General features: G+C 45.4%; 10 protein-coding genes and 1 pseudogene. 7 read left to right on the top strand and 4 right to left on the bottom strand.

The annotated features are described in order from the left end of the window. Positions 1-80 precede the first annotated feature (80 nt). From NSB03_RS18485 to msrC, 7 genes and pseudogenes are all read left to right on the top strand, one after another. Positions 81-371 (top strand): annotated as a pseudogene (locus NSB03_RS18485) (HEPN domain-containing protein); the annotation flags it as partial. Between the two features lie 238 nt (positions 372-609). After that, a complete protein-coding gene (locus NSB03_RS18480; protein WP_004314244.1) occupies positions 610-1,482 on the top strand; it encodes an electron transfer flavoprotein subunit beta/FixA family protein in 873 nt (290 codons plus the stop codon). A 2-nt stretch (positions 1,483-1,484) separates the two neighbouring features. After that, positions 1,485-2,504, top strand: a complete 1,020-nt coding sequence (locus tag NSB03_RS18475; protein ID WP_065539196.1) for an electron transfer flavoprotein subunit alpha/FixB family protein — start codon at positions 1,485-1,487, stop codon at positions 2,502-2,504. Positions 2,505-2,510: 6 nt separating this feature from the next. Next, a complete protein-coding gene (locus tag NSB03_RS18470; RefSeq protein ID WP_024988566.1) occupies positions 2,511-4,217 on the top strand; it encodes an acyl-CoA dehydrogenase family protein in 1,707 nt (568 codons plus the stop codon). 191 nt (positions 4,218-4,408) lie between these two features. Then, positions 4,409-4,828, top strand: coding sequence for a hypothetical protein (locus NSB03_RS18465; RefSeq protein ID WP_024988567.1), 420 nt, complete (start codon positions 4,409-4,411; stop codon positions 4,826-4,828). Between the two features lie 37 nt (positions 4,829-4,865). After that, positions 4,866-9,926 (top strand): DUF4132 domain-containing protein, encoded by a 5,061-nt coding sequence (locus tag NSB03_RS18460; protein WP_242358141.1) that lies wholly within the window; start codon positions 4,866-4,868, stop codon positions 9,924-9,926. Positions 9,927-9,933: 7 nt separating this feature from the next. Next, positions 9,934-10,404 carry a free L-methionine (R)-S-oxide reductase MsrC gene (gene msrC, locus NSB03_RS18455; protein WP_120470472.1) on the top strand — a complete coding sequence of 157 codons (471 nt, stop codon included), beginning with the start codon at positions 9,934-9,936 and terminating at the stop codon, positions 10,402-10,404. A 114-nt stretch (positions 10,405-10,518) separates the two neighbouring features. Here msrC and NSB03_RS18450 read toward each other — a convergent pair whose 3' ends face one another. From NSB03_RS18450 to NSB03_RS18435, 4 genes are all read right to left on the bottom strand, one after another. Beyond that, entirely contained in the window at positions 10,519-10,833 is a 315-nt protein-coding gene (locus NSB03_RS18450) for a chaperone modulator CbpM (protein ID WP_024988568.1), read from the bottom strand. Between the two features lie 14 nt (positions 10,834-10,847). Further along, positions 10,848-11,813 carry a DnaJ C-terminal domain-containing protein gene (locus tag NSB03_RS18445; protein WP_024988569.1) on the bottom strand — a complete coding sequence of 322 codons (966 nt, stop codon included), beginning with the start codon at positions 11,811-11,813 and terminating at the stop codon, positions 10,848-10,850. A gap of 211 nt (positions 11,814-12,024) precedes the next feature. After that, complete coding sequence (locus NSB03_RS18440; protein WP_024988570.1) at positions 12,025-12,399, bottom strand: hypothetical protein; 375 nt, start codon at positions 12,397-12,399, stop codon at positions 12,025-12,027. 11 nt (positions 12,400-12,410) lie between these two features. Beyond that, positions 12,411-12,935, bottom strand: a complete 525-nt coding sequence (locus NSB03_RS18435; RefSeq protein ID WP_128824491.1) for an RNA polymerase sigma factor — start codon at positions 12,933-12,935, stop codon at positions 12,411-12,413. Positions 12,936-13,007 lie beyond the last annotated feature (72 nt).

Genomic DNA, 13,007 nt, shown 5'->3' with positions numbered 1-13,007 from the left:
TACAGACGGACGCGACAAGAAAAGCTGGGGTAAGAGCTATAATATTATGACTGAAGAGAATTTAAACAGGCTCTTATAATACAGCTGTCAATCGTCTTTATTATGCTTGTTATTATGCAGCAGTCGCTCTGCTTATTAAACACGAAATAAATCCTAGTACCCATGCAGGTGTCAAACAGATGTTAGGATTACATTTCGTCGCTACCGGTCATCTGTCACGTGAATTAGGACGTTGTTTTTCCCTACTTTTCGAACGTCGGCATAGTAGTGATTATGATGATTTCGCCTATTCAAGCGAGGAAGAAATAGACGAATTGCTGCCTAAAGCAACCAACTTTATTGAAGCCATTGAAGTTCTGTTAAAGGAATAAAAGGATGTTATACTTGTAACTTCCATTTCTATTCTACCATTTTAAGAAGCCTATAAAGACGTTCTTTTTTTGCTCAAAATTCTTAAACCTGTGCATTTTTTACTTGGATTTCTTGTCAGAACCAAGTGTTTGAGTAAATTTGCACGCTGATAGTTAACCGGATAGTTTGAATAGCAAGAGATTACTACTTGACTACTGGCTACTAATTTGTAGAAATACTAATACTAAATTTAATAGCATGAGTTTGAAAATTGTTGTATTGGCAAAACAAGTTCCCGACACACGCAACGTTGGGAAAGATGCCATGAAAGCCGACGGAACGATTAACCGTGCGGCACTCCCCGCCATCTTCAACCCCGAAGACCTGAATGCTCTCGAGCAAGCTCTCCGATTGAAAGATGCTCATCCAGGCTCTACCGTAACCGTTCTGACAATGGGACCGGGAAGGGCAGCCGACATTATTCGTGAAGGACTTTTCCGTGGTGCAGATAACGGTTACTTATTAACCGACCGTGCTTTCGCTGGTGCAGACACACTGGCTACGTCTTACGCACTTGCCACTGCCATCCGCAAAATCGGTGAGTATGACATTATTATCGGTGGTCGTCAGGCAATCGATGGTGACACGGCACAGGTAGGTCCGCAGGTAGCAGAAAAGCTGGGATTGACGCAAATCACATACGCAGAAGAAATTCTGGAAGTGGGCGATGGTAAGATTAAGGTGAAACGCCACATCGACGGTGGTGTTGAAACAGTAGAAGGCCCGCTGCCTATCGTGATTACTGTCAACGGTTCTGCAGCTCCTTGCCGTCCGCGTAACGCTAAATTGGTTCAGAAATACAAGCATGCCAAAACTGTGACTGAAAAACAGCAAGGCAATCTTGACTATACAGACCTGTATGACAAGCGCGATTATCTGAATCTGGCAGAATGGAGCGTAGCCGACGTAAACGGCGACCTCGCACAATGTGGTCTGTCCGGTTCGCCGACAAAAGTGAAAGCCATCCAGAACATCGTGTTCCAGGCTAAAGAGAGCAAAACCATCAGCGGCAGCGACCGTGACGTGGAAGACCTGATTGTTGAACTATTAGCTAACCACACCATCGGATAATCATGAATAACTTATTTGTATATTGCGAAATAGAAGAAGGTAACGTTTTAGACGTCAGCCTCGAACTTCTGACCAAAGGTCGTTCGTTAGCCAACCAGTTGAACTGTCAGCTCGAAGCAGTGGTTGCCGGAACCGGCCTCAAAGAGATTGAAAAACAAATCCTTCCTTACGGAGTAGACAAACTTCACGTTTTCGATGGCGAAGGACTTTACCCTTATACTTCACTCCCCCACACGTCTATTCTGGTAAACCTTTTCAAAGAGGAACAGCCGCAAATCTGTCTGATGGGTGCCACTGTGATCGGTCGTGACCTCGGTCCGCGCGTTTCTTCTGCTTTGACCAGCGGATTGACTGCCGACTGTACTTCACTTGAAATCGGTGACCACGAAGACAAGAAAGAAGGCAAGACTTACAAGAACCTGTTGTATCAGATCCGTCCGGCTTTCGGCGGTAACATCGTTGCTACGATTGTGAACCCGGAACACCGCCCGCAGATGGCAACCGTTCGCGAAGGTGTGATGAAGAAAGAAATCCTCTCTCCTACTTATCAGGGAGAAGTGATCCGTCACGATGTGAAAAAATACGTAGCCGATACGGACTATGTAGTGAAAGTAATCGAACGCCACGTAGAAAAGGCTAAGAACAACCTGAAAGGTTCTCCGATTATCGTAGCCGGTGGATACGGAGTAGGTTCGAAAGAAAACTTCGACCTGTTGTTCGACCTCGCTAAAGAACTCCACGCAGAAGTAGGCGCCAGCCGTGCTGCTGTCGACGCAGGTTTCGCAGATCACGACCGCCAGATCGGTCAGACAGGTGTTACGGTTCGTCCGAAACTCTACATCGCTTGCGGTATCTCTGGACAGATTCAGCATATCGCCGGTATGCAGGAAAGTGGTATCATCATCTCCATCAACAACGACCCGGATGCTCCTATCAATACGATTGCCGATTACGTAATCAACGGAACTATCGAAGAAGTTGTGCCGAAGATGATTAAGTATTATAAACAAAATAGCAAGTAAGGAAAGATGGCTAATTATTATACAGACATACCGGAACTCAAGTTTCACTTGAACAATCCGATGATGAAACGTATTTGCGAACTCAAAGAACGCAATTACAGAGATAAAGATGAATTCGATTATGCTCCGCTGGACTTCGAAGATGCTGTAGACTCTTACGACAAAGTGTTGGAGATTACCGGAGAAATCACAGGAGAAATCATTGCCCCCAACGCAGAAGGCGTGGACACAGAAGGACCTCACTGTGCCAATGGTCGCGTAGAATATGCTTCGGGAACCAAACAAAACCTGGACGCAATGGTGAAAGCCGGCTTGAACGGTATGACCATGCCACGTAAGTTCGGCGGTCTGAACTTCCCGATCACCCCATACACCATGTGCGCGGAAATCGTGGCTGCTGCCGACGCTGGTTTCGGGAACATCTGGTCATTGCAAGACTGTATCGAAACTCTTTATGAGTTTGGTAACTCCGATCAACACAGCCGTTTTATCCCGCGCATCTGCCAAGGTGAAACCATGTCAATGGACTTGACAGAACCGGATGCAGGTTCCGACCTTCAATCTGTTATGCTGAAAGCTACTTACAGCGAAAAAGACGGATGCTGGTTGCTGAACGGTGTGAAACGTTTCATCACGAACGGCGACGCCGATATTCATCTCGTACTGGCACGTTCGGAAGAAGGGACAAGAGACGGTCGTGGTTTGTCCATGTTCATCTATGACAAACGTCAGGGTGGCGTGAACGTACGTCGTATCGAAAACAAACTCGGTATCCACGGTTCTCCTACCTGCGAATTGGTATATAAGAATGCAAAAGCTGAACTTTGCGGTGACCGCAAACTCGGTTTGATTAAATACGTAATGGCTTTGATGAACGGTGCCCGTCTGGGTATTGCCGCACAATCTGTAGGATTGAGCCAGGCAGCTTACAATGAAGGTTTGGCATACGCTAAAGACCGTAAGCAGTTCGGAAAAGCAATTATCGAATTCCCGGCTGTATATGACATGCTGGCTATCATGAAAGGCAAACTGGATGCCGGACGTGCTTTACTGTATCAAACATCTCGCTACGTAGACATCTACAAAGCATTGGACGACATCGCCCGCGAACGTAAACTGACTCCGGAAGAACGTCAGGAGCAAAAGAAATACGCCAAACTGGCAGACAGTTTCACTCCACTTGCCAAAGGTATGAACTCTGAATATGCGAACCAAAACGCTTACGACTGTATTCAGATTCACGGTGGTTCGGGCTTTATGATGGAATATGCCTGTCAACGCATCTATCGCGACGCACGCATCACCAGCATCTACGAAGGAACTACCCAGTTGCAGACCGTAGCCGCTATCCGTTACGTGACCAATGGTTCTTACATCGCTACTATCCGCGAGTTTGAAGCCATTCCTTGCTCACCGGACATGGAACCGCTGATGTCTCGTCTGAAAAAGATGGCTGACAAATTCGAAGCAAGCACCAATGCAGTGAAAGAAGCACAAGACCAGGAATTGCTTGACTTCACCGCTCGCAAACTAGTAGAAATGGCTGCTGACATTATTATGTGTCACCTGCTGATTCAGGATGCCAGCAAGGCTTCCGAACTGTTCTCCAAATCTGCACATGTATATTTGAACTATGCAGAAGCGGAAGTAGAAAAGCACTCAAACTTCATCAAGAACTTCGATAAAGAAGACTTGGCATTCTACAAAAAGTAATAAATACGCTATCAAATCTCATAAAAGCATCCCTTCTTAGGAAGCGGATGCTTTTTTATTTGTCACATTCTATTATTTTTCATTATTATTCTATACATTTGTCAGTGGGATAAGTAACTTCTAATATGAAGAAGCCGAAACCGATCTGAATGCTATTACATCAAGTATTCAGATTACCCAATAAAGAGAATATGAGAGTATATGTCCAAGTCAAACAGTTAGGAAAGCGAAAGTGCAGTATCGAAAAGATTCCTGTCGATTTTCCTGTTCCGCCTGTCGATGTACAGGAATTGATTGAAGCCATCGTCAGTTGGCAAGTCAGTGAATATAATGAACGCTTGCAGCAAAGCGAAGTGCTGAAATACCTCACACAGGAAGAAGTGGAAAATAAAGCAACTTCCGGCAAAGTTGGTTTTGCAGTAAACTATAACGGCAAACCTGCCGCAGAAGTAGAAGCAATCACCAACGCCCTGCAATCTTACGAGGACGGAATTTTCCGCATCTTTATCGATGATGCGGAAGCGGGAGACTTATCCTCTCCCATCCTGCTGGAAGAAGACTCCACATTAACCTTCATCCGGCTGGCTATGCTGTCGGGAAGACTTTGGTAATCATTTTCTTATAAACATACTTAAAACGAAAATAATCATGAGACTTATTTATAATGATGCATTAAACAAACGGGTACTTCCGTATCTGGAGAGATTGACCAAAAAGAAGAGCAATCTGGACAAAGAGACAGCCGCCCTGTTTGACATATTCATGTTATACTTTAATATGGATACCCGGTACGGCACTTATAGCGACAAGCTGGAACCTTGCATTATAAGCATCATCAAAGAAGAAAGCATCAAAAGCGTAGCCAATCTTTTCGATGGAAAATTGAGTAAACTACTCCGTTACATACTAGGGGATGAATATGCCCGCCTGTTCTACACCTACTTGAAGCTCAAAGTACATTGCCCGTACACTCAAGGTTATTCACGGCGTTCGCAACGTGCCGCCAACCCTTATCTGCACTCCAATCACGTCATAGATGCGTTAACACAATTCCTGAAACTACGTGCCACCGGCTTTACGGAACAAGCCATACTGAACGGTGGAAATACACCGGAAGAAATAGAAGCATACAAAGACTGTATGAGTTGTGAAGACTGGACAGCCGCCCAAATAGCAGAAGGTAATCAAACGGTCATTGAATACCTGCATAACGTACTGACCAGCGAGAATAACGCCAACCGCCTCAACCGGGGGCATCTTAAGGCTATCGCAATGAGTGGATACCGTCCGTTGCTGGAACTGGAAGGAAAATTGCTGCTGGCTGCCAAACTACAGGAAGGACTTCGACAGGCTATCGTGGAAACGATGGACGAAGGATGTCCCGAAAGCTATCTTCATCTGCTTACGGTGATTTATGAAAACGGACTCCAACGTTTTGCTTCCGTGAAACGTGGTATCGCAGTAAGTACGGGCATCGGAGAACAGGACAGCAGCGAACGTGTCACCAATAAATATATAGAGCTAATCCTACATTTCCTGAACAATCAGGAACAAGCGTGCAAAGCCCTTCAAAGCAAAGATACAGTCGAACTCTATCTGGCTTTATGGAGTATCGGGTTCTATAATACAAACGACATCCTGGCACTTGCACCCGAAATTATCAAAAATGGAGCCAAGCATCAGGTACAGACTTTCCTCTATTTCCTGCTCTGTACGCAACACTCCGGCATGAGTTATTGTATCAGTAAAGAAGCGTTTGAAAAATGGCACAACGACCCGTCGGTCGTAGCGGCCATTCTCCCACTCTATCTTACAAATTTCTATCTCAGCCGATACAGCGAACGTGAAGCCCCCCAACTCACCGATTACTTTGAGAACAAAGAAGAAGCAATACGCCATTATGGATATTTAAAGCAAATTTACCACTCCATCTCAACCAAAGAAACCTATGCTCCCTATATCTTCCCTTGGGAAAGCGCGCAACTGACCCGTTCGGAAGTTATCCTCAAGATGGCATATATCGTCTGGATGCTGAATGATTCTGCCATGAAAGATGAGCTTTGCGGCCATCTGGCATCCCTTAACTCCTATATGCGGGCAAGTTATATCGGCATTGCCCTGAATCCGCCTACCAGTCCGCTGCAAGAAGAATACATACTCCAATCATTGGGCGACCGCTCACTGGATGTACGCAACGAGGCTTACAAAGTATTGTCCGGAATGGCATTATCGCCCGAACAGAACTTGAAAATAGAAGAACTGTTACGTTTCAAATATAGCGAAATGCGTATCAATGCCATCAACCTGCTTATGAAGCAACCGAAAGAAGAACTGGCAGGAAGCATCCGTCGGTTAGTCACAGACAAGGTTGCCGAACGCCGCCTGGCGGGACTGGATATGATGAAGACGATTCATAACGTAGAATACCTGCAAGACATCTACCAGGAACTTCTTCCTGTCATCAAAGAGATTCAAAAACCCAATACCAAAGAAAAGGTATTGATAGAATCCTTGATTGGCGACGGAACAGAGAAGAAAGCTACGCAACACTACACCAAAGAAAACGGCTTCGGTCTGTACCATCCCGCATTGGAAGTCAGCCTGCCGGAAATCACACCGGATAAAGGGTTCTATGTCAAGAAAGCATTTGAGTTTATCAGCTACGGAAGAGCGAAACTTACGTTCGAAAGGCTGAGCAAATACATCGCCACGCACAAAAACGATGAGTTCAGAAACGACTACGGAGAAGCGCGACTAGTGGGCAACAGCGTACTGATGAGAGGGAGCAACTACGGTGGACTAAGTGGTCTTGGACTCCCGGAACTTTGGACGGACTTCTACGAACGGGAAATTGGAAGTTACGAGAAGCTATTGATGATGAGCTTCATGCTGATGTCAACAGGGTGCGCCAAAGAGAATGATGACTATGACGAAGAGGATGAAGAAGATAGAAAGGCCGACATCAAATCCGCCAATAGCTTCGAACCGCTTATAAACAAGATGTATGCAGGCTTCAGTTACCGCGGATTACAGAAAGTACTCCGTAAATTGCCTTATTATGACCAAATGGAAGACATCATCGACGCACTGGCATACGAGTACAGAGACGAAGCGGTTTATCAGCGGATGGCCGCCAATATGTTGCTCCAGCTAACACCATTGCTCAATACAAAAAATATCTTCCGCCAATATACAAACAAGCATACATGGCTCATAGATTCAATGGAATACGGAGAAAAGGTTATTGTTTATCCGATACACAACAACAAGTTTGTGCAGTTCTGGCTTGACACGCCCAGCAAGCCGATAGACGATGCACTGTTTACTCGTTACTTCACCGTGCGCTATCAGCTATATAAGCTCACCAACTATATGGAACACACGCCCGAACTGGAAGAAACCAATTCTTATCTACAATCCGCAGACTTTGCCCGTGCATGGATGCTGGGATTGATTCCGACGGAAGAAATATATCGTGAACTGACAGGACGTGTCAATTCCCCCATACAAATAAAAAACATCACTCTGGCATTGAATGAAAACCGCTGCTCCAACGAGATGGACAGAGAGCAATTCGCTTATATCAAAGACTTCAACTTCACTCTATTCCGACCGTTATTGCAAAAGGTAGTCGACCGGATTCTGGATATAGAACTATCACGCGGAGATTCCGAGACACAAGTGACCCGCCTGGCAGAAGAACTGACCTGTGTCTATGGAGCCGGAACATTTATCCGCATCCTGCAAGCATTCGGCAAAGATACGTTCATACGCGACAGCTACAACTGGGGTAGCACCAAACGGGGAGTATTGAGCAGCTTGCTCCATGCTTGTCATCCCTTGCCGACAGATACCAGCGAAAATCTGAAGAAACTGGCGAAGCAAGCCGGAATCAGTGACAAACGACTGGTGGAAGCCGCCATGTTCGCTCCGCAATGGATTGAACTGACTGAAAAGGCAATAGGCTGGAAAGGACTGACAAGTGCCGCCTATTATTTCCACGCCCATACCAATGAAACATGTGACGACAAGAAAAAAGCAATCATCGCCCGCTACACCCCTATCGATGTGGAAGACTTGCGGGAAGGTGCTTTTGATATCGACTGGTTCAGGGATGCATTTAAGACCATTGGCAAACAACGCTTCGAAGTGGTCTACAATGCCGCCAAATATATCTCATGCAGCAACAGCCACACCCGTGCCCGCAAGTTTGCCGACGCCACCAACGGCGCGATGAAAGCGGCAGATGTAAAAAAAGAAATAGTTGCCAAACGCAACAAAGACTTATTGATGAGCTACGGCCTCATCCCATTGGGACGGAAACCGGACAAAGAACTGCTGGATCGTTATCAATACCTGAAGAAGTTCCTGAAAGAGAGTAAGGAATTCGGTGCTCAAAGACAGGAAAGCGAAAAGAAAGCAGTAAACATCGCCTTGCAAAACCTGGCGCGTAACTCCGGTTACGGAGACGTCACCCGTCTGACCTGGAGCATGGAAACGGAACTCATCAAGGAACTTCTCCCCTACCTGTCCCCAAAAGAGATAGACGGTGTGGAAGTCTATATACAAATCAACGACGAAGGCAAGGCGGAGATGAAACAAATCAAAGCCGGAAAAGAGCTCAACAGCATGCCTGCCAAGTTGAAAAAGCATCCGTATGTAGAAGAATTGAAAGCGGTACACAAGAAACTGAAAGACCAACATACCCGTTCGCGTATCATGCTGGAACAGGCTATGGAAGACTGTACGCGCTTTGAAGAAAACGAACTTCGCAAACTGATGCAGAATCCTGTCATCTGGCCGTTACTGAAGCATCTTGTCTTTATCAGCAACGGACAAACAGGTTTCTATACCGACGGATTGTTGGTGACAGCGAATGCCGTTTGTCTCCCACTGAAACCAAAAGACGAATTACGTATCGCCCATCCTACCGACCTGTACGCGAGTGGCGACTGGCATATGTATCAGAAATTCCTGTTCGACAAAGCTATCCGCCAGCCTTTCAAACAAGTGTTCCGCGAACTCTATGTTCCGACTCCGGAAGAAGTGGAAGCCACTCAATCCCGCCGTTATGCCGGCAATCAGATTCAACCGCAGAAAACGGTTGCCGTACTGAAAGGCCGTCGCTGGGTGGCCGACTATGAAGACGGTCTCCAAAAGATTTATTACAAAGAAAACATCATCGCCACCATCTATGCGATGGCAGACTGGTTCTCTCCTGCCGACATCGAAGCTCCGACATTGGAATATGTCTGCTTTCACAACCGCAAGGACTACAAACTGATGAAAATATCGGAGATTCCTCCTGTCATCTTCTCGGAAGTGATGAGAGACGTAGACTTGGCAGTAAGTGCAGCTCATGCCGGAAGCGTCGATCCGGAAACCAGCCACTCTACCATCGAGATGCGCAGCGTGCTGGTGGAACAGACAATGCCATTGTTCCATTTCAAGAACGTGACGATAAAAGGAAGTTTTGCTCACATCGAAGGCAAGCTGGGAAAATATAACATCCACTTGGGCAGCGGCGTGATTCATCAGGAAGGCGGTGCGCAGATTGCCGTCCTTCCGGTACATTCGCAAAGCCGCGGACGCCTGTTCCTGCCTTTTGTAGACGAAGACCCGAAGACAGCCGAGATATTGACTAAGATTATCTTCTTCGCAGAAGACGATAAAATAAAAGACCCAAGCATCCTGAATCAAATCAAATAGAAAAGAGATGGCAGAGAATTTAATCATCGGCACAGGAAATAAAGAAGAGAAATACCGGGAGTTACTTCCACAACTACACGCTTTGGTAAGTACGGAAACGGATCTCATAGCCAATCTTGCCAACATTGCGGCAGCGCTAAAACAGACTTTCGGTTTCTTCTGGGTAGGTTTTTACCTTGTGAAAGAGGATGAACTCGTACTGGGTCCGTTTCAGGGTCCCATTGCCTGTACCCGCATCCGCCTTGGCAGAGGAGTTTGCGGCACAGCCTGGAAAGAAGCGCGTACACTGATTGTTCCTGATGTAGAACAGTTTCCCGGACACATTGCTTGTAGTTCGGACTCAAAATCGGAAATAGTAGTACCGATAATAAAACAAGGTGAAGTAATCGGGGTATTGGATATAGACAGTGATGCACTGGACACTTTCGACACTATCGACGCACGCTATCTGGAAGAGATTTGTACGTATATCGGATAAAATCATTCGTACTATTGTCATACAAAAAAACAGAGGGTCTGATTCATCCCATCAGACCCTCTGTTTTATATGAATAGAGCTTCTGTTTGGCGCAAACAGAGCCTTCGTTTTTTTTCACCAGTCAACCTCTTCTATTTCCCGTTCCCGGTACAGCAGAAGTTGTTTGCGAAGCAAACTCATTTCGCGTCTCATATCTTCCATCTTTTCCAGCAAATGATGGATGGCATCAATCCCCTCCATGTTGATGGACAAGTCGTAGTACATTCTGCTATAACGCTCTACGCTCGGCAGTTCCGACAAAAGCAGATAATGTTCACCACCTTCGGTATGTACGTTAATCAAACCACCTTCTTCCAGCATATCTATGAATGAAGGCTCAATATGACATTTGTGACAGTATTCACTGACAATAATTAATTCGGTCTGCATAGTACACATTCTTTTTAGTTCATACTCTGTAACTCGCGGAACAACTCTTTCTGTCTGTCCGTCAGGTTCGTAGGAATCTTGACGGAATAGGTCACAATCAAGTCACCGAATTGTCCTTCCTTCTTATAAACCGGGAATCCTTTACCTTTCAGGCGGACTTTCGTACCGTTCTGCGTTTCCGGTTTTATCTTCAGTTTCACTTTACCGTCCAACGTGTCGACCAGCTTTTCACCCCCCAGCACGGCTGTGTAAAGTTCCACTTCCACATCTACGTACAAATCATCACCCAGGCGTTTGAATACCGGGTCTTCAGCGATGACAAAAGTGATATACAAGTCGCCCGCAGGCCCACCGTTGATGCCTTCGGCTCCGTAACCTTTCAGTTTAATCACTTGCCCGTCGGCTACACCGGCAGGAATAGTGATACGCACTTGTTTGCCATTGACAGTCAATATCTGTTTATGCGTCTGGGCAGCATCACGAAGGGAAAGATGAAGTTCGGCATTAAAGTCCTGTCCACGGAATCCCGCAGAACCTTGTCCTCTTCCTCCCCGATGCCCGAACATGGATTCGAAGAAATCGGAAAATCCACTGGCATTACCACCGGAGAATCCCTCTCCATCGGAACTATACCAATAACTTCCGTTACCATCGGAGAAACCCTGACCCGCACCGCCGAATCCACCGAAACCTTCCGCACCGCCGAAACCTCCGGCTTGTTGCTGCGCCCGTTTCTGCGCTTCGAATTCATCGGCATGCTTCCAATGTTCTCCGTACTCATCATACTTTTTACGTTTCTCGGGATCACTCAATACCTCATTGGCTTCGTTGATTTCCTGAAACTTATCCTTTGCACTCGGGTCATTGGGATTCAGGTCAGGATGATATTTCCGGGCCAATTTACGAAAAGCCTTTTTGATATCATCCTGAGAAGCTCTTTTGTCTACTCCAAGAATCTTGTAATAATCTATATAGGCCATGTTTTATGAATTTAATCGTTCATACATCATACGGCAAATAACACGCCAATCACGCTTTTGGGTTCAAAATTTAGCACAATTTATAATAACCGGCTAATAATCAATTTCCTTTTGCTCCAGCATCACCAACAGATGCACACCGGAATCATTATCAGAGGCAAAACCTCTCATTGTTTCCTTGCATTTTAAATTGAATTGTAAAGTAACAGATTTATTTCCATATATACTTCTTACGCAACCAATAATCTACCCCCAGTAAAATTAAGACCAACAAAGCTATATAGATATAAAACTTCAACAAAGGAGCTTCCGACCGAACATCTGTCTGCGGCAGGTAATCGGTAAAGTTAATATCCACATAAAAGAACAAAAAGTAAATGCCGAGTCCCAGTAATGCAAGGACTGATGTCAGCAAGGCCACCCAACTGATTCTCGCTTTTCTTTTTCTCTGTTTTTCTGCTTCCCGGCGGATATGTCCCATCATTCGATAGGAGAAATTGGAAGACAAAACTTCCATTTGCCGCCGTTCGAGTGCCTGTTTCAATGCACTTCTCATATTATCTTCTATTTTCTTCTCCGTTTCCATCTCCTCTTCTATCACTTACCATTCATTAATACATATATTTTCTTGCGGGTACGGTGCAACCTGATTTTCACATTGCTTATCGTTATCTTCAACACCTCACCTATCTCTTCCATTGATTTCCCTTCGTAATAGAATAAGGTAATTAATGCCTTTTCTTCTCCGGTCAATTGCTCGATAGCTTTACATAAACATTCTATCTGTTCTTCATCTCTTGCCGAAGAAATCACTTCATCCGCTTTCTCATCAGGTACATTATTAATAGTATTCTCCTCAATATACAGAAACTCCAGTTTCTTCTTTCGGGTTGCTGAGATAGCAGTATTATAGGCTATCCGGTAGAGCCAGGTAGAAAAACGACATTCGCCCTTATAACCGGATAAATTGCGAAAAGCCTTCAGAAAAACATCCTGAAGCAACTCTTCCGCATCTTCCGGACAACTGACAATTTGTACTATCAACGAATATAAAGGACGGCTGTAACGGTCAAGCAACACAGAAAAGTATTCTGTTTCCCCGTCCAATATTCGTTTTATAATAGTCCGTTAAAAATTCAACATATTGGCTAAGCGGCTTCTGTCACTATGCCAAAGAGTTCTTTGATAAGTTTA

The organism is Bacteroides acidifaciens, assembly GCF_024623065.1.
Classification (GTDB): domain Bacteria; phylum Bacteroidota; class Bacteroidia; order Bacteroidales; family Bacteroidaceae; genus Bacteroides; species Bacteroides acidifaciens.
Note: the sequence above shows the minus strand (reverse complement) of the source record. Positions and strands in the feature narration are given on the sequence as shown.